We start from the raw sequence: 21042 nt of genomic DNA on the forward strand, positions 1-21042 counted from the left end.
AAGTCATCATGCGGCGCCGTTATAGCCGGTTTTTGCCGTGTAATAGGTGAACGCCGCACCGATTGACTACACTGATGCGTCGTATTTGATGCTTCGGCCGCTGTGCGCGGCCACGAATCCGCAGCGAGGAATGCATGACAGACACGATCGCCACGGTCGTCCTGCCGGACGGCGAGACGATTCCGAAGCTCGGCCTGGGCACCTGGGAAATGGGCGAGCGGCCCGCGCGCCGCGCCGACGAGATTGCCGCATTGCGCGAGGGTATCGCGCTCGGGATGACGCTGGTCGACACCGCCGAGATGTACGGTGACGGCGCGACCGAGGAACTCGTCGGCGAGGCGCTGGCCGGCCTGCGCGACGACGTGTTCCTCGTCAGCAAGGTGTACCCGCATCATGCGAGCTGGCGCGGCGTCGTCGCCGCATGCGAGGCGAGCCTCCAGCGTTTGCGTACCGATCATCTCGACCTGTACCTGCTGCATTGGCGCGGTTCGGTGCCGCTCGAGGAGACGGTCGAGGGGTTCGAGGCGTTGCGGCGCGCGGGCAAGATCCGGCACTGGGGCGTCAGCAACTTCGATACGGCCGACATGGCCGAGCTCGTCGACGAGGCGGGCGGCGGCGCGTGCGCGACCAACCAGATCCTCTACAACATCGCGCGGCGCGGTCCGGAATTCGACCTGCTGCCGTGGCTCGCCGACCACCGGATGCCGGCGATGGCCTACAGCCCGGTCGATCACGGGCGGCTGCCGAAGCGCTCGCCGCTCGACGACATCGCGCGGCAGCGCGGCGTGTCGGTGACGCGTGTCGCGCTTGCCTGGGTGCTCGCGCAACCGAGTGTGTTCGCGATTCCGAAGGCGTCGCGGATCGAGCACGTGCGCGACAATCGTGCGGCGCTCGATCTCGTGTTGAGCGATGACGAGCGCGCGCAGATCGACGGTTATTTCCGTCCGCCGCGCAGCAAGCGCGCGCTCGAAATGCTCTGACGGCACCTGCTCAGGCGATGCGTCGGTCAGTGGCCATGGCCACCGGCCGATCCGCCGCTGCTGCCATTGCCGTTGCCGACACCGTTGGCACCGCCGCTGCCGGCGCCACCATTGCCGTTGCCATTACCGTTGCCGCCGCCGTTGCCGTGCCCACCGGTTCCATGACCGCCGGCGCCGCTGCCGCTGCCATTGCCGCCATTACCTTGGCCACCGTTGCCACCAGCGCTACCGCCGCCATTGCCGGCACCGCCGCTGCCATTGCCATTCCCGTTGCCATGACCGCCGCTGCCGCTGCCACCGCTGCCACCGCTGCCACCGCTGCCACCGCTGCCACCGCTGCCGCCGCTGCCACCGCTGCCACCGCTGCCACCGCTGCCACCGCTGCCACCGCTGCCACCGCTGCCGCCGCTGCCGCCGCTGCCACCGCTGCCGCCGCTGCCACCGCTGCCACCGCCACCGCCACCGCCACCGCCACCGCCACCGCCACCGCCGCCGTTGCCATGACCGCCGTTGCCGCCGCCATTGCCGCCACCGTTGCCGCTGCCGTGACCGCCGCCGTTGCCGCCGTTGCCACCGCCGTTGCCGCTGCCGTGACCGCCACCGTTGCCGCCGCCGTTACCTACGCCATTCCCCCCACCATTGCCGGCACCACCACTGCCGTTGCCATTGCCATTGCCGCCACCGTTGCCATGACCACCGCCGCCGTGACCACCATGACCACCCGAAGTGCCGCCGCCCGAGGTACCGCCGCCCGAGGTACCGCCGCCCGAGGTACCGCCACCCGAGGTACCGCCACCCGAAGTGCCGCCACCCGAGGTACCGCCGCCCGAGGTACCGCCACCCGAAGTGCCGCCACCCGAAGTGCCGCCACCAGAAGTACCACCACCAGAAGTACCACCGCCAGAAGTACCACCAGAAGTACCGCCACCCGAAGTGCCGTTACCCGAAGTGCCACCACCCGAAGTCCCATTACCGTTACCTCCGTTGCCGGATGCATTGCCGCCACGGCCCGTGCCATTCATACCGCCGGATGTCGCTCCCGTGGCTCCGCCGACACCAGCGGGACCGACAGCGCCGCTTCCGCCATTGCTGCCGTTACCCGGGCTGCCACCGCCAGTGGTATTGCCGGCACCGCTGCCTGCCGCGCCACGGCCGGCATAGACGTGTACCGCGCATGCAGCCGGATTGGCAGCGCAGGGTGCCGCGTTCTCGACCAGCGTCATGACGGGGTCCGCGCCGGCAATCGCGTCGGGCGAGGCGGCGGCCGTCGCGTCCTGCGCACTGGCGTACGAGCAGCAGCATGCAAACGCGGCCGCGGCCAGCAGGGTCGTGTGAAAGCACCGGTCCGCCGTGCGGGATAATTGTTTCGTTCTGCTCATCATTGATCTCCCCGATGGGCGCGATGCCTCGTCACGCGCGACCGTCAACGTGTGATGCAGGGGACCAGCAACGATGCAATGTCGTTTCGGCGGCCGATGCGTGTCGCACTGGCGCCGGAGGCCAGCCGCGAACTCGGATCGGCACGCGGGCCCGCCGTGCGAATCCCTAACTGCGAGATTCGTGCCACCGGCCGGCTATGCCCGTGGCGCAAGGCGTGCACATATCGCAGACAGCGCGTGAAACGCTGTTGTGAGCATTTTGTTTCTGGAATGAAACGTCTGACCAGATCAGCGCGCCGTCGTATCGGCAGCGCGCGGCCAGCGATGGCACAGGATCGACGCGATCCAGCCGACGAGAAACAGCGCGACGATGCCATAGCCGATCGCGCCGAAGTGCTCGCCGAGCGTATCGAGTGCATCGCGTACGGGGCCCGTCAGCGACAGTTTGTCGGCGAGCAGGCCGGCGGCCTCGATCCCGCCGACGGCCAGCGCGACGACCGCGGACAGCAGCGTGATGCTCGCGTTATAGAGCAGCTTGCGCTGCGGGTCGTCCATCGCCCAACCGTACGCGTGAATCATCAGCACATTGTCGGTCGAGTCGATCAGCGTCATGCCCGCCGCGAACAGCGCGGGAAACAGCATCACCGTATAGAGCGGCAGCGCGTGGCTTGCCTGCGCGGCCGCGATCGCGAGCAGCGCGATTTCTGTTGCAGTATCGAAACCGAGGCCGAACAGCACGCCGACCGGATACATGTGCCAGCTTTTCGACACGAACCGGAACAACGGCCGCAGCAGCCGCGATACGAGGCCGCCCGCCCGATGCGTGTGCGCGCCGCCGTGAGCATGGTCCGGCGCGCCGCGATAGCGCCGCCACACGCCGCGCAGGATCACGAGGTTCATGCATGCGAGCACGAGCAGGAAAGTCGCGGACACCGCCGTGCCGATCGTGCCGCCGATCTCGCGGAATGCGTCGAAGCGGTCGCGCAGCGCGAACGCGGTCAGCGCGATGCCGAGTGTCGCGGCAATCACGATCGTCGAGTGGCCGAGCGAGAAGCACAGGCCGACAGTCACCGGACGCTGGCCGTCCTGCATCAGCTTGCGCGTCGCGACGTCGATCGCGGCGATGTGATCGGCGTCGACCGCGTGACGCAGCCCGAGCCCGTACGCGATCGCCGCGGTGCCGAGCAGCAGCGGATGGTCGCGCAGCACCGCGAGCGCCCACAGCCAGACGGCGATGTTGGCGGCGATCAGGCCCGCATACAGCGTCAACAGGCGGCGCAGGGCAGGGGTGGGCGGCATGGCGAAGGTTCCGTCGGACGAATCGCGATCCATTGTGACATGTGAAAAAAATGCCTGGCGTGCCGATCGCAAACGTCGGCGGCCGCCCGCATCGGCGCGTGCGACGGATGAAAAAAGGCCCGTCCGGAACCGGACGGGCCTGCGGCTTGCCACCGGGCGCACGCGCCCGGCGCTTACTTCACTTTCGCGTTGATCACGCCTTCCGACACGTTCGCCGGCGTTTCAGCGTACTGCTTGAACTCCATCGTGTACGTCGCACGGCCTTGCGTTGCCGAGCGCAGCGACGTCGAATAGCCGAACATCTCGGCAAGCGGCACTTCGGCGCGTACCAGCTTGCCGCCACCGCCCGCGATGTCCTCCATCCCCTGCACGATGCCGCGCCGGCTCGACAGGTCGCCCATCACGTTGCCCATGAAATCCTCGGGCGTCTCGACCTCGACGGCCATCATCGGCTCGAGCAGCACGGGCTTCGCGCGGCGCATCGCTTCCTTGAACGCCATCGAGCCGGCCATCCGGAACGCGTTTTCGTTCGAGTCGACGTCGTGGTACGAGCCGAACGTCAGGTGCACCTTCACGTCGACGACCGGATACCCGGCGAGCACGCCGCTCTTCAGCGTTTCGGTGATGCCCTTGTCGACGGCCGGGATGAATTCGCGCGGAATCACGCCGCCCTTGATCTCGTCGAGGAACTCGTAGCCCTTGCCGGGGTTCGGCTCGAGCGTGATCACCGCATGCCCGTACTGGCCGCGCCCGCCCGACTGCTTGACGAACTTGCCTTCGACGTCGGACGCTGTCGTGCGCACCGTTTCGCGATACGCGACCTGCGGCTTGCCGACCGTCGCCTCGACGCCGAACTCGCGCTTCATCCGGTCGACCAGGATTTCGAGGTGCAGCTCGCCCATCCCCGAGATGATGGTCTGGCCGGACTCCTCGTCGGTCTGCACGCGGAACGACGGATCCTCCTGCGCGAGACGGTTCAGCGCCAGGCCCATCTTCTCCTGGTCGGCCTTCGTCTTCGGCTCGACGGCCTGCGAGATCACCGGCTCCGGGAATTCCATCTTCTCGAGGATGATCGGCTTGGTCGGATCGCACAGCGTGTCGCCCGTCGTCGCTTCCTTCAGGCCGACCGCCGCCGCGATGTCGCCGGCGCGCACTTCCTTGATTTCCTTGCGCTCGTTCGCGTGCATCTGCAGGATCCGGCCGAGCCGCTCCTTCTTGTCCTTCGTCGCGTTCAGCACCGTGTCGCCCGATTCCACGACACCCGAATACACGCGGAAGAAGATCAGCTGGCCGACGAACGGATCGGTCATGATCTTGAACGCGAGCGACGAGAACGGCTCGTCGTCGCTCGGGTGGCGTTCCGCCGGTTTTTCCGGATCGGCGTAGTCGTGGCCGAGGATGGCCGGCACGTCGACCGGCGACGGCAGGTAGTCGATCACCGCGTCGAGCATCGCCTGCACACCCTTGTTCTTGAACGCGCTGCCGCACAGCATCGGCACGATCTCGTTCGCGATCGTGCGCTGGCGCAGCGCGGCCTTGATCTCGTCCTCGGTCAGCGACTCATGGTCGTGCAGGTACTTCTCGAGCAATTCCTCGCTGGCTTCCGCGGCGGCCTCGACCATCTTCCCGCGCCATTCGTGCGCGAGCTCGACGAGATTCGCCGGGATCTCCTCGTAGGAGAACTTCACGCCCTGGCTTTCGTCGTCCCACACGATCGCCTTCATCTTGACGAGATCGACGACGCCCTGGAAATGATCTTCCGCGCCGATCGGAATCTGGATCGGCACCGCGACGCCCTTCAGGCGCTCGCCGATCTGGCGCTGCACGCGGAAGAAGTCCGCGCCGACGCGGTCCATCTTGTTGACGAACGCGATGCGCGGCACCTTGTACTTGTTCGCCTGGCGCCACACGGTTTCGGACTGCGGCTGCACGCCGCCGACCGAGTCGTAGACCATGCACGCGCCGTCGAGCACGCGCATCGAGCGTTCGACCTCGATCGTGAAGTCGACGTGCCCGGGGGTATCGATGATGTTGATCCGATGTTCCGGATAGTTGCCGGCCATGCCCTTCCAGAAGGCCGTGGTCGCGGCCGACGTGATCGTGATGCCGCGTTCCTGCTCCTGCTCCATCCAGTCCATCGTGGCCGCGCCGTCGTGCACTTCGCCGATCTTGTGGCTCACGCCGGTGTAAAACAGGATGCGCTCGGTCGTGGTGGTCTTGCCGGCATCGATGTGAGCGCTGATCCCGATGTTGCGATAGCGCTCGATGGGGGTTTTGCGGGGCACGTGAACCTCCTGGTGGTTCGGATCGTAAGCGGGCCGGCTGGGCCGGTCCGGATTGGAACAAGCGAGATTTAAAGGATAGCGCTTGTCCGTGGCTTTTGCAGATGCGGCCAGCGTTTGCCGAATCAAGGCGGGCGCCGCCGGCACGCGAAAAAAAAGCCGGCGCGCAACGGGCGGCCGGCTTCGGTCGATGCGCGGCGCCGCCGCGGCATTCGCCGTTACTGGGGCTTGGGCAACCCGTCGAGCTTCATGCCCGGCTTGATGCCCTTCGCGGCGAACCAGCCCTTGCTCATTTCGAGCGCATAGACGCCGTTGTTGCGCGGGCAGTGATTGTCGGTCGTCTCGGCCCGCATCTCGTCGATGTCGGTGATCGTGCCGTCCGCGCGGATGAACGCGATCGACAGCGGGATCAGTGTGTTCTTCATCCAGAAGCAGTGCACGGCGTTCTCGTTGAACACGAACAGCATGCCTTCGTTCGGAGCGAGCTGCGACCGATACATCAGCCCCTGTTCGCGGTCGGCGTCGTTCGCGGCGACGGCCGCGTCGATCACGTACATGCCGGCGCGCAGCTTCACGTGCGGGAACTCGCTCGGCTGCTTGGCGCCGGGCGGCATCTGCGCGTGGGCGGTGTGCACGCCGAGTGCGAGGACGGCGAGCGCGGCGGGAAACACGGCGGCGCGCGCAAGGCGGCCGAGCGACGAGCGCAGGGAGAATCGCACAGCAAGGCTCCTATCGGGAAAACGAGACCCGCATGGTACGCGAAGCGCGCCGGCGGGCACAAAAAGAAAAAGGCAGATCGCCTCGCGGTGATCTGCCTTTCAACGCCGTAAGAACGGCAAGACTGCGTGTTCTTGACTGCGTTATTACAACCAGCTTGCTTAGTTCGAAGCAGCTGCCGGGGCTTCGGCTTCGCTAGCAGCCTTCTTCGCTGCGTGGTGCTTCTTAGCGTGATGCTTCTTGGCGTGGGCCTTCTTTGCCGGTGCCGAAGCAGCTGCCGGAGCAGCAGCCGAAGCAGCTTCCGGAGCCGAAGCTTGTGCGAAAGCAGCCGTTGCGAAGAGACCAGCGACCAGAGCGGCGATCAGTTTGTTCATGTTGTGTTCCTCAGCTTTAGTTAATTAACCAAATGACCCGGCATAGGAGTCATGTCGTCTAACGGTGCCATCCACCTTTCGGTTGACAGACGCTTCGAGAAATTTCTCATTGCGCTGCGGGCGCCGAATCGTATTCGAAGAAAACGTCGCTTTCGTGACGCAAACACGGAAATACCGGTTCGGCTGCCAATGCCGGATAGCTCAGGATGGCATCTGCGTGGTTTAACGCGCGATCTTCGCCGGCGGTTGACGAAAAAGATGACGAAAAAAATCGAAAGTTGCCGACGCGCTCATGCGCCGCGTGCAAAACCGTCCCACGGGGCGCGTGGCGGCAGCGCGATTGTTTCGCCCGGTGCAATGCCGAGCGCAAATATGTCCAGCGCGCCAATGCCGACGCGCACGAGACGCAACGTCGGGAAGCCGATCGCGGCCGTCATCCGGCGCACCTGCCGATTCTTGCCTTCGGTGATCGCCAGTTCGATCCACGTGGTCGGGATCGCGGCGCGGTAGCGGATCGGCGGGTTGCGCGGCCACAGCGCGGCGGGCGGCTCGATGAATTCGGCGCGGCACGGGCGCGTCACGTAGTCGCCGAGATCGACGCCGCGCGCGAGCGTCTTCAGGTCGGCCGGGCCCGGCGCGCCGTCGACCTGCGCCCAGTAGCGCTTGACGAGCTTGTGACGCGGCTCCGCGATGCGCGCCTGCAGCGCGCCGTCGTCGGTGAGCAGCAGCAGGCCCTCGCTGTCCGCGTCGAGCCGGCCAGCCGGGTAGACGCCGGGCGTTTTTACCCAGTCGCCGAGCGACGGCCGCGTCTCGTGCGCGGAAAACTGGCAAATCGTGCCGAACGGCTTGTTGAGGGCGATCAGGGTCATGGCGGGGCGCCCGCGCGGCGTGCCGCGGGAAGGCGGGACCGGCGGTCTATGGCAAATGGCGGAATCTTAATGCATAATACGGAACGGCAAGTCATCTGTCTTATATAAGACATAAGGGAAGACTTGATACGCAGCGTCGCGCTTCGTGCCGCCGGCCCCGATTGGGGCGCTAGAATAGCGGCTCGCTGTTGCCGTCACGAAGGTGGCAAGGCCACCTCGCCACGCGCGCAGTTTCGACCAGCAATACCTGCTCAGCCACGTCACTGGAGTCGATCATGCCGTATCAGCACATCAAGGTTCCGGAGGGCGGTGACAAGATCACCGTCAACAAGGACTACTCGCTCAACGTATCCGATCAGCCGATCATTCCCTATATCGAAGGCGACGGTACGGGCTTCGATATCACGCCGGTCATGATCAAGGTCGTCGACGCGGCGGTCGCCCATGCCTACAAGGGCAAGCGCAAGATCCACTGGATGGAGATCTTCGCGGGCGAGAAGGCGACGAAGGTGTACGGTCCGGACGTGTGGCTGCCGGACGAAACGCTGCAGGTGCTGAAGGAATACGTGGTGTCGATCAAGGGGCCGCTCACGACCCCGGTCGGCGGCGGCATCCGTTCGCTGAACGTCGCGCTGCGCCAGGAACTCGATCTGTATGTGTGCCTGCGCCCGGTCCAGTATTTCAAGGGCGTGCCCTCGCCGGTGCGCGAGCCGCAAAAGATCGACATGGTGATCTTCCGCGAGAACTCGGAAGACATCTACGCGGGCATCGAATGGGCCGCGGGCTCCGAGCAGGCGAAGAAGGTGATCAAGTTCCTGCAGGACGAGATGGGCGTGAAGAAGATTCGCTTCCCGGAAACCTCGGGGATCGGCGTCAAGCCCGTGTCGACCGAAGGCACCGAGCGTCTCGTGCGCAAGGCAATCCAGTACGCGATCGACAACGATCGCAAGTCGGTCACGCTGGTGCACAAGGGCAACATCATGAAGTTCACGGAAGGCCTGTTCCGTGACGCCGGCTACGCGCTCGCGCAGAAGGAATTCGGCGGCGAGCTGATCGACGGCGGCCCGTGGATGCGCGTGAAGAACCCGAGGACGGGCAACGAGATCGTCATCAAGGATTCGATCGCCGACGCGTTCCTGCAGCAGATCCTGCTGCGTCCGGCCGAATACGACGTGATCGCGACGCTGAACCTGAACGGCGACTACATCTCCGACGCACTGGCCGCGCAGGTCGGCGGCATCGGGATCGCGCCGGGCGCGAACCTGTCGGATTCGGTCGCGATGTTCGAGGCGACGCACGGCACGGCGCCGAAGTATGCGGGCAAGGATTACGTGAACCCCGGTTCCGAGATCCTGTCGGCGGAAATGATGCTGCGCCACCTCGGCTGGACGGAAGCGGCCGACACGATCATCGCCGCGATGGAAAAGTCGATCCTGCAGAAGCGCGTCACGTACGACTTCGCGCGCCTGATGGAAGGCGCGACGCAGGTGTCGTGCTCCGGCTTCGGCGAAGTGCTGATCGAGAACATGTAAGACCCCTTCCGGGGTGGGCCGGCGGATCGCCGGCCGCTCCGGCGCCTACTGCCGGCGCCGGAGCGTTTCGTGGATGGCAGGTTTGTTGGCAGGGCGGTCCGGCGTGCGGGCCGCGGCGCCGCGATGCGGCCCGCATGCCCTGCAAGGTAGAACATGACGGCCCTCGCAACACCACCGCCCGGCTGAGCCGGCGCGCCCCTTTCGCGACCCACCCGGTCGCTCCCCGCCGGTTACCGCCGGCGCTTCTCAGTCCAACATTCACGTAGCAATGCTTTGACCACCATGTCCACTTCGCCCAAGATCATCTACACCCTCACCGACGAAGCGCCCGCGCTCGCGACCTATTCGCTGCTGCCGATCGTCAAGGCCTTCACGCGCTCGTCCGGCGTCGCCGTCGAAACGCGCGACATCTCGCTCGCCGGCCGTATCATCGCGGCATTCGCCGACGTCCTGCCGCCGGAGCAGAAGGGTTCCGACGATCTGGCCGAACTGGGCCAGCTCACGCTGAAGCCGGAAGCGAACATCATCAAGCTGCCGAACATCAGCGCATCGGTGCCGCAGCTCAAGGCCGCGATCGCGGAACTGCAGGCGCAGGGCTACACGCTGCCGGCGTATCCGGAAGATCCGTCGACCGACGAAGAGAAGGCGGTCAAGGCCCGCTACGACAAGATCAAGGGCAGCGCGGTGAACCCGGTGCTGCGCGAGGGCAACTCGGATCGCCGCGCGCCGCTGTCGGTGAAGAACTACGCACGCAAGCACCCGCACAAGATGGGCGCATGGAAGGCCACGTCGAAGGCGCACGTTGCGCACATGAGCGAAGGCGACTTCTACGGCAGCGAAAAGTCGGCGCTGATCGCCGCGGCCGGCAGCGTGAAGATCGAACTCACGACGACCGACGGCGTGAAGAAGGTGCTGAAGGAAAAGACGGCGGTGAAGGCCGATGAAATCATCGACGCATCGGTGATGAGCCGCAAGGCGCTGCGCAGCTTCATCGAAGCGCAGATCGCCGACGCGAAGGCGCAGGACGTGCTGTTCTCGGTGCACCTGAAGGCGACCATGATGAAGGTCTCGGACCCGATCCTGTTCGGTCACTTCGTGTCGGTGTTCTACAGCGACGCGCTCGCGAAGCACGCGGACGTGCTCGCGCAACTCGGTTTCAACCCGAACAACGGGATCGGCGACCTGTACGCGCGCCTGAAGGACCTGCCGGCCGACACGCGCGAAGTGATCGAAGCCGACGTCAAGGCTGAGTACGCGGTGCGCCCGCGTCTCGCGATGGTCAACTCGGACAAGGGCATCACGAACCTGCACGTGCCGAGCGACGTGATCGTCGACGCATCGATGCCGGCGATGATCCGCGACTCGGGCGGCATGTGGGGCCCGGACGGCGAACTGTCCGACGCGAAGGCCGTGATTCCGGACCGCTGCTACGCGGGCGTCTACCAGGCCGTGATCGAAGACTGCAAGCAGCACGGCGCATTCGACCCGGTCACGATGGGCAGCGTGCCGAACGTCGGCCTGATGGCGCAGGCGGCAGAGGAATACGGTTCGCACGACAAGACGTTCCTGATCCCGGCCGATGGCGTCGTGCGCGTCACGGACGAAGCCGGCAACGTGCTGCTCGAGCACGCGGTCGAGTCGGGCGACATCTGGCGCATGTGCCAGACGAAGGACGCACCGGTGCAGGACTGGGTCAAGCTCGCGGTGAACCGTGCCCGCGCGACCGGCGCGCCGGCCGTGTTCTGGCTCGATCCGGCACGTGCACACGACGCGCAGATCATCGCGAAGGTCGAACGCTACCTGAAGGATCACGACACGAACGGCCTCGACATCCGCATCATGACGCCGGTGGACGCGACGCGTTTCTCGCTCGAGCGCATCCGTGCGGGCAAGGACACGATCTCGGTCACGGGCAACGTGCTGCGCGACTACCTGACCGACCTGTTCCCGATCATGGAACTCGGCACGAGCGCGAAGATGCTGTCGATCGTGCCGCTGATGGCCGGCGGCGGGATGTTCGAAACGGGCGCGGGCGGCTCGGCACCGAAGCACGTGCAGCAGTTCGTCGAGGAAGGCTTCCTGCGCTGGGATTCGCTGGGCGAATTCCTCGCGCTGGCCGCGTCGCTCGAACACCTCGGCCACGCTTACCAGAACCCGAAGGCCCTCGTGCTCGCGAAGACGCTCGACCAGGCGACCGGCAAGTTCCTGGACGAGAACAAGTCGCCTGCACGCAAGGTCGGCGGCCTCGACAACCGCGGCAGCCACTTCTACCTGTGCCTGTACTGGGCGCAGGCGCTGGCCGAGCAGACCGACGATGCCGCGCTGAAGGCGCAGTTCGAAGGCGTCGCGAAGGCGCTGTCCGACAGCGAAGCGCGCATCCTGGAAGAACTGTCGGCCGCGCAGGGCACCGCGCAGGCGATCGGCGGCTACTACCGTCCGAACGTCGAGCTGACGAGCCAGGCGATGCGTCCGAGCGCAACGCTGAACGCCATCGTCGACGCAGTCGCCTGACGTCGGCCGCGCCAACGCGCGCGCCACGGCAACGGCAACGGCAGCCGCCGACGCGGCGGGCCTCACGGCTCGCCGCTGCGCCGACAATAAAAACGCCCCGGTCGCCCGGGGCGTTTTTCGTTGCAGGCGTGCCATTCAGACGTGCACGATTTCCCATTCGCTGATTTCGGGCGGCACTTCGAGCGTGGCCGTATCCAGTTCGGACGGTTGCTCGCAGTCGCCGCGGGAGATGTGGTCGGCGGCGACTTCCGGGCACGAGAACGCGCCGAGCAGAGCGTTGCCGAACGTCGCTTCCCAGCCGCCGTTACCCGGCAGGATGTAGAACGACCCGAGCGCTGAACCAAAGCGAAATCCCTTCATTTCCGTTCTCCCTTTCTGATTACAAGCGATTCTGTTGTGCCGCCCGCCGGTTGGCTTTTCGTATCGAACGTCGTGGCGAAGCGTCGGTGCATGGAACCCAGTCTACGTCCATGGTCGCGATCGATGGTGCGCGTAGAACGCTTGCTCGAAACAAAAATTCCCATTTAAAAACATTGGGTTATTTCGAGCGTTTTGTATTGCGGAACGATTTTTGGCATCGCGAAACAGCGAATTTGTGCCGTGCACCACGAATTTTTATAACGCAGAGACTTGTTCCGCATCGTGAAAAATCAACGGATCCGTGCATCGAAGGTGTGTGGCGTGCCGCTGGCGGGATGAACGGGGGTGCGAATTGCCCTGATCGGGCGGGGCGAACGCCAGGAGCGAATGCCGTCGACCAGGCGGCCGGTATGAATGTGGTAGGGCGTCGCGGCGTCGGGCGATGGTTGAAAACGCCGCGCGAACGGCGCCCGGGCCGTCGGGCCCGGCAGTGCACTGCGGCGTATCGCCGCTTGCGCGGTGCCGCGCTGCTTCGGCCACGGCCCGCGGTTATGATGACGCGGGCATCAGGTTTCGCGTCGCGCGTGGGCGCTTGCGCACCGGCCGGCGCGGGTGTCGCGACGGCCGCGCGACGCAGCACGAATAACGAGGAATGATTGATGATACGGAGAACCTTCCTGTCGCATGCCATCGGCGTTGCGGCCGCATCGCTGTTTGCGCGCACCGCCTGGGCGCAGCATGCCGCACACGCGGGCATGGCCGGCATGGATCAGATGGATGACATGCCCGGCATGTCGGGCATGTCAGGGATGGCGGGCCACACGCAGCACGCGAAGCCGGCGCCGGCCGCGCTCGCGGCGGCCGATGCGCTGCCGGCCGGCGCGCCGCTCGCGTCGCTGCGCACGCTCGCGAACGAAAGCCGCGAGCCCGGCACGTTCCGCGCGACGCTGGTCGCGCAGCCGGTCGCGCGTCCGCTGCTGCACGGGGCGCGTCCGACGACGTTCTGGCAGTTCGGCACGGGCATGCAGGGGCCGGTGGTCGGCCCGCTGATCGACGTACGCGAGGGCGATACGGTCGAAATCCGCTTCGTGAACAAGCTGCCGCAACCGTCGACGATCCACTGGCATGGCCTGCCGGTGCCACCCGACCAGGACGGCAACCCGTCCGACCCCGTCGCGCCGGGTGCGTCGCACGTGTACCGCTTCACGCTGCCGAAGGGCAGTGCCGGCACCTACTGGTATCACCCGCATCCGCACATGATGACCGCTGAGCAGGTGTTCCGCGGGCTGGCCGGCCCGTTCGTCGTGCGCGCCGCCGACGATCCGCTCGCCGGCTGGCCCGAGCGCAACCTGTTCGTGTCCGACCTGAAGCTCGCGCGCGACGGCACGATTGCGCCGAACGACATGATGGACTGGATGAACGGCCGCGAAGGTCAGTTCGTGCTGGTCAACGGTGCGCGCCGGCCGCGGATCGACGTCGCGAGTGACGAGCGCTGGCGCGTGTGGAACGCGTGCAGCGCGCGCTACCTGCGCGTGGCGTTCGACGACGGCCGCGCGTTCGAGCATGCGGGCACGGACGGCGGGCTCTTCGATGCGCCGCGCCGCGTGACGTCGCTGCTGCTCGCGCCGGGCGAGCGCGCGGAACTGCTGGTGCGCGCCGGCGAGCGCGCGTCACGCGCCGTGCTGCAGGCGGCCGAATACGACCGCCGCAAGATGGCGATGTCCCACGACGACGGCCACGGTAGCCTGCCGCCCGATCCGGCGCTGCCGCTGGCCGACGTCGCGTTCGCACCGGCCGCCGCCCGTGCGCTGCCCGCGACGCTGCGCGCGGTGCCGGCGCTCGGCGAGCCGGTCGCGCACAAGGAGGTCGCGTTCGGCGAAGAGATGGACATGGACGCGATGATGAACGGCCCGATGCATGGCCGCCCGGCCGGGATGCGCTTCACGATCAACGGCGCGACCTATGCACCGCATCGCGCGACGTTGACGAGCCGCCGCGGCGACATCGAGCGCTGGACGATCCGCAATGCCACCGACATGGATCACCCGTTCCATTTGCACGGCACGCAATTCCAGGTGATCGAGCGTGCATCGGACGGCACGCGCACGAGCGAACCGTTCCGCGCGTGGCGCGATACCGTGAACGTGCGCAGCGGCGAGACCGTGACGATTCTCGTTACGCAAGACATGCCCGGCGAGCGCATGTTCCACTGCCATATTCTCGAACACGAGGATCTCGGCATGATGGGCACGCTGAAGGTCGTGTAACGCGTATCGATTATGTTTCACATGTATGACGGCATTCGATCTGCATGTGCAACAAGACAATACGTGTTCAATAATCCGGATTGAACGAAAAGGCCGGCCAATCGAATTAACGAATGGCCGGCCTGAAAAAAAGAAACCCGGCGCAATGCCGGGTTTCTTCGTCCAATATCCGGTGCCTTACGCGGCCTGGATGTTCGACGCTTGCTTGCCCTTCGGCCCTTGAACGACCTCGAAGCTCACCTTCTGGCCTTCCTTCAGGGTCTTGAAGCCCTGCATGTTGATGGCCGAGAAGTGCGCAAACAGATCCTCACCGCCCTCGTCGGGGGTGATGAAACCGAAGCCCTTCGCGTCGTTGAACCACTTAACGATACCAGTTGCCATTTTCCTACTTCCCCTGTCACACAGTCGCTGCTACTTACCACGAGCACGCTCGAAAAGCTAAACGACCGGAAAATACAGCCGTTCCCCCCTCACAAGCTCACCTTCGGCCTCTTTCATTTCGCCAACTGGCAAATTGAAAAAAGTGCCAGCTTGATTGTTGGCGCTCTTTATTTGAGTGTCAAGTGGAATTTTTAGACGGTTAGAGGGCCGTTGTAAAGAACCCATTTTCAGGGTTTTTCCGGCTTTGCTTCGCAGCATGCCGCCGAGCGCGCGGACTTGAAAAGTCGCATAATCGGCTCATATACCAGGCTCGAGTGACACGCGATCGAGTCGGCCCGGCTTGTGGGATACTGGATGCGGATGCGACGGTCCGGTGCAGTCTCCCCCTGACGGTTCGTGTTCCGCGCCACGCGTGAAAGCCGGCACCGCAGCCGGCTTTCGTATGGCGCGAAGACGATCGCATGTCGTCGGGAACCAGGGAGGGCGCCGGCCGGTCGGTCGGGTAATGGCAGGATTGCGGGCCTGTCCGAGTTGTTTAGAATGGGTGTATGGCGATTATCCCGGACAAGCAGGACAGTACCGTCCTGGAACGCAAGCAGCAGAAGCTCAAGCCGCCTTCGATGTACAAGGTGGTGCTGCTGAACGACGACTTCACGCCGATGGAGTTCGTCGTGATGGTCGTACAGGAGTATTTCAAGAAGGATCGCGAGACGGCCACGCAGATCATGCTGAAGGTCCATCGCGAAGGGCGAGGGGTATGTGGGGTCTATACGCGGGACATCGCGTCGACCAAGGTTGAGCAAGTCGTTACCCATGCGCGGCAGGCCGGGCATCCGCTGCAGTGCGTGATGGAGGAAGCATGATTGCCCAGGAATTGGAAGTCAGCCTGCACATGGCGTTCATGGAAGCACGCCAGGCGCGCCATGAGTTCATTACGGTCGAGCATCTGCTGCTGGCTCTGCTGGATAATCCGACGGCAGCCGAGGTGTTGCGCGCGTGTGCGGCCAACATTGAGGACTTGCGTCAGAACCTGCGCAATTTCATCCACGACAACACACCGACCGTCCCGGGTACCGACGATGTCGATACCCAGCCGACGCTTGGGTTCCAGCGCGTGATCCAGCGCGCGATCATGCACGTCCAGTCGACGTCGAACGGCAAGAAGGAAGTCACCGGCGCGAACGTGCTGGTCGCGATCTTCGGCGAGAAGGATTCGCACGCCGTCTATTACCTGCAGCAGCAGGGCGTCACGCGCCTGGACGTCGTGAACTTCATTTCGCACGGCATCGCGAAGACGAACGGCGGCGAAGCCGCGAAGTCGACCGACGCGAACGCGGAAAGCGAAGACGCGAACGCGCAGAAGGAAACGCCGCTCGCGCAGTTCACGCAGAACCTGAACCAGATGGCGAAGGACGGCCGCATCGATCCGCTGATCGGCCGCGAGCCGGAGGTCGAGCGTGTCGTGCAGGTGCTGTGCCGCCGCCGCAAGAACAATCCGCTGCTCGTGGGCGAAGCGGGCGTGGGCAAGACCGCGATCGCGGAAGGGCTCGCCTATCGCATCACGCGCGGCGAAGTGCCGGACATCCTGGCGAACGCACAGGTGTATTCGCTCGACATGGGCGCGCTCCTCGCGGGCACCAAGTATCGCGGCGACTTCGAGCAACGTCTGAAGACGGTGCTGAAGGAGCTGAAAGAGCGTCCGCACGCGATCCTGTTCATCGACGAGATCCACACGCTGATCGGCGCGGGCGCCGCATCGGGCGGCACGCTCGACGCGTCGAACCTGCTGAAGCCGGCGTTGTCGTCGGGCACGCTCAAGTGCATCGGCGCGACCACGTTCACCGAGTATCGCGGCATCTTCGAGAAGGATGCGGCGCTGTCGCGGCGCTTCCAGAAGGTCGACGTGACGGAGCCGACCGTCGAGCAGACGGTCGCGATCCTGCGCGGGCTGAAGTCGCGCTTCGAGGAGCATCACGGCGTCAAGTACTCGTCGGGCGCACTGTCGGCCGCGGCCGAACTGTCGGCGCGCTTCATCACCGACCGGCACCTGCCGGACAAGGCGATCGACGTGATCGACGAAGCGGGCGCCGCGCAGCGCATCCTGCCGAAGTCGAAGCAGAAGAAGACGATCGGCAAGAGCGAGATCGAGGAAATCATCTCGAAGATCGCGCGCGTGCCGGCGCAAAGCGTGTCGCAGGACGATCGCAGCAAGCTGCAGACGCTCGATCGCGACCTGAAGAGCGTCGTGTTCGGCCAGGATCCGGCGATCGACGCGCTCGCCGCATCGATCAAGATGGCGCGCGCGGGCCTCGGCAAGATGGACAAGCCGATCGGCTCGTTCCTGTTCTCCGGCCCGACGGGCGTCGGCAAGACCGAAGTGGCGCGCCAGCTCGCGTTCACGCTCGGCATCGAGCTGATCCGCTTCGACATGTCGGAATACATGGAGCGTCACGCGGTGAGCCGCCTGATCGGCGCGCCGCCGGGCTACGTCGGGTTCGACCAGGGCGGCCTGCTGACCGAAGCCGTCACGAAGAAGCCGCATTGCGTGCTGTTGCTCGACGAAATCGAGAAGGCGCATCCGGACATCTTCAACGTGCTGCTGCAGGTGATGGACCACGGCACGCTGACGGACAACAACGGCCGCAAGGCGGATTTCCGCAACGTCATCATCATCATGACGACGAACGCGGGCGCCGAGTCGATGCAGAAGGCGACGATCGGTTTCACGACGCGCCGCGAGACGGGCGACGAGATGACCGACATCAAGCGTCTGTTCACGCCGGAGTTCCGCAACCGCCTGGATTCGATCATCAGCTTCCGCTCGCTCGATGAGGAAATCATCATGCGCGTGGTCGACAAGTTCCTGATCCAGCTCGAGGAGCAGCTGCACGAGAAGAAGGTCGACGCGCTGTTCACCGACGCGTTGCGCAAGCATCTCGCGAAGCACGGCTTCGACCCGTTGATGGGCGCGCGGCCGATGCAGCGGCTGATCCAGGACACGATCCGTCGTGCGCTGGCCGACGAACTGCTGTTCGGCAAGCTCGTCAACGGTGGGCACGTGACGGTCGACGTCGACGAAAGCGACAAGGTTCAGTTGTCGTTCGACAAGCTGGCGAATCCGCCGCACAAGCCGAACGAAGAGACGGTCGAAGTCGAGTAAGCGATAATTCGTTGTTCATGCGAACGGCGCGGGAAGTTCTCCGCGCCGTTTCGTTTTATCTGGCGCCGGTGGCGCAATGGTGGGGCAGGGAGTAGCAACGCAGTGACACAACAACAACGGTCGTTCGACAATATCGTCGCGCGCGAACAAGGGTTGCGCCACGCGCTGACGTCGGGGCAGATGGCGATGATCGCGATCGGCGGCGCGATCGGCACGGGGCTGTTCCTCGGCAGCGGGTTCGCGATCGGGCTCGCCGGTCCGAGCGTGCTGGTCTCGTATGCGATCGGCGCGCTGATTGCGCTGCTGCTGATGGGCGCGCTCGCGGAAATGACGGTCGCGCATCCGACGGCCGGTTCGTTCGGTGCATACGCCGAGCACTACGTCGGCCCGCTCGCGGGCTTTCTCGTGCGCTATGCGTACTGGTTCGCGGTGGTGTTCGCGATCGGCACCGAGATCAGCGCGATCGCCGTCTTCATGAAGTACTGGTTCCCGGCCGTGCCCGGTTGGTACTGGGTGATCGGCTTCTCCGCGCTGCTGATCGCGGTGAACCTCGCGAGCGTCACGCTGTACGGATCGGTCGAATACGCGTTTTCGTTGCTGAAGATCGCGGCGATCGTCGTGTTCATCGTGCTCGGCGCGTATCTCGTGTGGTCGGCGCCGGCGGCTTCTGGCATCGGCTTCGCGAACTACACCGCGCACGACGGCTTCATGCCGAAAGGGCCGTGGGGCACCTGGGTCGCGGTGATCGTCGCGATCTTCAGCTACATGAGCATCGAGGCGGTCGCGATCGCGGCCGGCGAGGCGCGCGATCCGCAGCATGCGGTCACGCGCGCGTTCCGCTCGACGGTGTTCCGGCTCGTGCTGTTCTACCTGCTGACGCTGTCGCTGATGCTCGCGATCGTGCCCTGGACGCAGGCCGGCACCGACGAAAGCCCGTTCGTGAAGGTGATGGCGGCGACACACGTGCCCTATGCGGCCGGCGTGATCAACTTCGTGCTGCTGATCGCGGCGCTGTCGGCGATGAACAGCCAGCTCTACGTGACGACGCGGATGATGTTCAGCCTGTCGCGTGCGCGGCTCGCGCCGGCGGTGTTCGGCCGGCTCGGCAACAACGGCGTGCCGCGCGCGGCGCTGTGGATCTCGACCAGCGGCGTCGCGGTCGCGGCCGTGCTGGTCGCGCTGTCGCCCGACACCGCGTTTACCGTGATGATGGCGATCGCGATGTTCGGCGCGTTGTTCACGTGGCTGATGATCTTCGTCACGCATCTGCGCTTTCGCGCGCGGTATCGTGGCCCGGCGCTCGCATTCCGGATGTGGGGCCACCCGTTCGGCAGCCTGCTCGGTGCGGCGCTCGTCGGTGCGGTCCTGCTCACGACCGCGTTCACGCGCGAATTCCGGATGACGATGGTGGTCGGCGTCGTGTTCGTCGTGCTGCTGACGCTCGCGTATGCGCTGCACTACCGGCACCAGCACGCGCGTTGACGCGTGAGCGCACGCCACGGGCGGTGGCCCGCGCGGCGAGGCGAGGCCGCTAAGGTTGCGTTAAGCCGGCGGCGATAACATTCGAACCTGTCTGCATGGCGGGCCGGCCCACGTCGGCTCGCTGCGTTCCTGTCAAAAGGGGTTCGAATGAACAAACTTCCCGAAATCACGCTCGCGTTCTGGATCATGAAGATCTGCGCGACGACGCTCGGCGAAACCGGCGGCGACCTGCTGTCGATGACGCTGAACGTCGGCTACGCGGTGAGCTCGATCCTGCTGTTCGGTTTCTTTCTCGTCACGCTCGGTGCGCAGCTCAGGACGACCGGCTATCGCCCGGCCATTTACTGGGCCGTGATCGTTGCGACGAGCACCGCGGGCACGACGATGTCCGATTTCATGGACCGCACGCTCGGCCTCGGCTATGCGGCAGGCTCGTCGATTCTCGTCGCGATCCTGCTGGCGATCTTCGCGGTGTGGCGCCTGAGCGGCGAGTCGCTGTCGGTGGACCTGATCCGCACGCGCAAGGTCGAGCTGCTGTACTGGATCGCGATCCTGTTCTCGAACACGCTCGGCACCGCGCTCGGCGATTTCCTCGCGGACAGCTCGGGGCTCGGCTTCGGCGGCGGCGCGCTGCTGATCGGCGCGCTGCTCGCGGCGATCGTGCTCGCGCATTACTTCACGCGGATCTCTGGCGTGCTGCTGTTCTGGGCCGCGTTCGTGCTCACGCGTCCGTTCGGCGCGACGGTCGGCGACCTGCTGACGAAACCGGTCGCCAAGGGCGGGCTCGCGCTCGGCACGGTCGGCTCGTCGGCGGTGCTGCTCGGTGTGCTGGCCGCGCTGGTGATCTATGCGAGCATCGCGCAGGCACGGCGACGCGAACTCGCGCCCGCGCGGATCGCGCAGACGGCCGATCGGTGAGGGGAAACGGAAAAAGGAAAGGGGGCCGCGAGGCCCCCTTTTCGTATCACGCCGTTCAGTGACGGCCGGTGCTGCCGAAGCCGCCTTCGCCGCGATCGCTTTGCGCGAAATCGTCGACGATATTGAACTGCGCCTGCACGACCGGCACGATCACGAGCTGCGCGAGCCGTTCGAACGGGTTCAGCACGAATTCGGTCTGGCCGCGGTTCCACGTCGACACCATCAGCTGGCCCTGGTAGTCGGAATCGATCAGGCCGACGAGGTTGCCGAGCACGATCCCGTGCTTGTGGCCGAGGCCCGAGCGCGGCAGGATCAGCGCCGCATAGCCGGGATCCGCGAGATGAATCGCGAGGCCCGTCGGCACCAGCGTCGTTTCGCCCGGCTGCAGCGTGACGGGTGCGTCGAGGCACGCGCGCAGGTCAAGGCCCGCGCTGCCGGTGGTGGCGTAGGCGGGCATGTAGTCGCGCATGCGCGCGTCGAGAATCTTCAGGTCGAGTTTCATGCGGTCGTCGAATCGGTCGGGAAGGGCGC

At 65.5% G+C, this 21042-nt stretch carries 17 protein-coding genes; 9 read left to right on the forward strand and 8 right to left on the reverse strand.

What is annotated here, in order from left to right; all coding sequences use genetic code 11:
* Window positions 1-134: 134 nt before the first annotated feature.
* Both ACVK00_RS14885 and ACVK00_RS14890 read left to right on the forward strand, forming a co-directional pair.
* The gene (locus ACVK00_RS14885; protein WP_284897387.1) at window positions 135-980 is read left to right on the forward strand and encodes an aldo/keto reductase; all 846 of its coding nucleotides are present in this window, start codon (window positions 135-137) and stop codon (window positions 978-980) included.
* A 35-nt stretch (window positions 981-1015) separates the two neighbouring features.
* Window positions 1016-2341, forward strand: a complete 1326-nt coding sequence (locus tag ACVK00_RS14890; RefSeq protein ID WP_435521208.1) for a hypothetical protein — start codon at window positions 1016-1018, stop codon at window positions 2339-2341.
* A gap of 306 nt (window positions 2342-2647) precedes the next feature.
* Here ACVK00_RS14890 and ACVK00_RS14895 read toward each other — a convergent pair whose 3' ends face one another.
* The 5 genes from ACVK00_RS14895 to ACVK00_RS14915 form a co-directional block, all read right to left on the reverse strand.
* Window positions 2648-3658: a HoxN/HupN/NixA family nickel/cobalt transporter gene (locus tag ACVK00_RS14895; protein WP_284897384.1), complete on the reverse strand. Its 1011-nt coding sequence runs from the start codon at window positions 3656-3658 to the stop codon at window positions 2648-2650.
* Window positions 3659-3831: 173 nt separating this feature from the next.
* Window positions 3832-5943 carry an elongation factor G gene (gene fusA, locus ACVK00_RS14900; RefSeq protein WP_006754591.1) on the reverse strand — a complete coding sequence of 704 codons (2112 nt, stop codon included), beginning with the start codon at window positions 5941-5943 and terminating at the stop codon, window positions 3832-3834.
* A 215-nt stretch (window positions 5944-6158) separates the two neighbouring features.
* Window positions 6159-6659, reverse strand: a complete 501-nt coding sequence (locus tag ACVK00_RS14905) for a DUF192 domain-containing protein (RefSeq protein WP_105787574.1) — start codon at window positions 6657-6659, stop codon at window positions 6159-6161.
* Window positions 6660-6818: 159 nt separating this feature from the next.
* A complete protein-coding gene (locus ACVK00_RS14910; protein WP_081472895.1) occupies window positions 6819-7031 on the reverse strand; it encodes a hypothetical protein in 213 nt (70 codons plus the stop codon).
* Between the two features lie 290 nt (window positions 7032-7321).
* The gene (locus ACVK00_RS14915; RefSeq protein WP_284897380.1) at window positions 7322-7900 is read right to left on the reverse strand and encodes a pseudouridine synthase; all 579 of its coding nucleotides are present in this window, start codon (window positions 7898-7900) and stop codon (window positions 7322-7324) included.
* A gap of 275 nt (window positions 7901-8175) precedes the next feature.
* On the opposite strand from ACVK00_RS14915, the gene icd reads away from it, so the two are divergent.
* Together icd and ACVK00_RS14925 are read left to right on the forward strand one after the other, a co-directional pair.
* Window positions 8176-9432 (forward strand): NADP-dependent isocitrate dehydrogenase, encoded by a 1257-nt coding sequence (gene icd, locus ACVK00_RS14920; protein ID WP_284897378.1) that lies wholly within the window; start codon window positions 8176-8178, stop codon window positions 9430-9432.
* 282 nt (window positions 9433-9714) lie between these two features.
* A complete protein-coding gene (locus ACVK00_RS14925) occupies window positions 9715-11943 on the forward strand; it encodes an NADP-dependent isocitrate dehydrogenase (protein WP_354122852.1) in 2229 nt (742 codons plus the stop codon).
* Window positions 11944-12078: 135 nt separating this feature from the next.
* Here ACVK00_RS14925 and ACVK00_RS14930 read toward each other — a convergent pair whose 3' ends face one another.
* Entirely contained in the window at window positions 12079-12303 is a 225-nt protein-coding gene (locus ACVK00_RS14930; RefSeq protein ID WP_006754596.1) for a hypothetical protein, read from the reverse strand.
* A 659-nt stretch (window positions 12304-12962) separates the two neighbouring features.
* On the opposite strand from ACVK00_RS14930, the gene ACVK00_RS14935 reads away from it, so the two are divergent.
* A complete protein-coding gene (locus ACVK00_RS14935) occupies window positions 12963-14570 on the forward strand; it encodes a multicopper oxidase family protein (RefSeq protein WP_284897373.1) in 1608 nt (535 codons plus the stop codon).
* 177 nt (window positions 14571-14747) lie between these two features.
* Here the strand turns inward: ACVK00_RS14935 and ACVK00_RS14940 are convergent, their stop codons facing one another.
* Entirely contained in the window at window positions 14748-14951 is a 204-nt protein-coding gene (locus tag ACVK00_RS14940) for a cold-shock protein (protein WP_004196460.1), read from the reverse strand.
* A gap of 548 nt (window positions 14952-15499) precedes the next feature.
* Between ACVK00_RS14940 and clpS the strand changes: the two genes are divergently transcribed.
* From clpS to ACVK00_RS14960, 4 genes are all read left to right on the forward strand, one after another.
* Window positions 15500-15814: an ATP-dependent Clp protease adapter ClpS gene (gene clpS / locus ACVK00_RS14945; RefSeq protein ID WP_006398529.1), complete on the forward strand. Its 315-nt coding sequence runs from the start codon at window positions 15500-15502 to the stop codon at window positions 15812-15814.
* Window positions 15811-18111 carry an ATP-dependent Clp protease ATP-binding subunit ClpA gene (gene clpA / locus ACVK00_RS14950; protein ID WP_006760023.1) on the forward strand — a complete coding sequence of 767 codons (2301 nt, stop codon included), beginning with the start codon at window positions 15811-15813 and terminating at the stop codon, window positions 18109-18111. The genes clpS and clpA overlap by 4 nt, the downstream gene beginning before the upstream one ends.
* A 102-nt stretch (window positions 18112-18213) precedes the next feature.
* Window positions 18214-19593 carry an amino acid permease gene (locus tag ACVK00_RS14955; protein WP_284897282.1) on the forward strand — a complete coding sequence of 460 codons (1380 nt, stop codon included), beginning with the start codon at window positions 18214-18216 and terminating at the stop codon, window positions 19591-19593.
* Window positions 19594-19740: 147 nt separating this feature from the next.
* The gene (locus ACVK00_RS14960; RefSeq protein WP_228905356.1) at window positions 19741-20511 is read left to right on the forward strand and encodes a COG4705 family protein; all 771 of its coding nucleotides are present in this window, start codon (window positions 19741-19743) and stop codon (window positions 20509-20511) included.
* 55 nt (window positions 20512-20566) lie between these two features.
* Here ACVK00_RS14960 and dut read toward each other — a convergent pair whose 3' ends face one another.
* Window positions 20567-21013 carry a dUTP diphosphatase gene (gene dut / locus ACVK00_RS14965; RefSeq protein ID WP_011657718.1) on the reverse strand — a complete coding sequence of 149 codons (447 nt, stop codon included), beginning with the start codon at window positions 21011-21013 and terminating at the stop codon, window positions 20567-20569.
* Window positions 21014-21042 lie beyond the last annotated feature (29 nt).

The sequence above is a fragment of the Burkholderia sp. PvR073 genome, assembly GCF_054055695.1.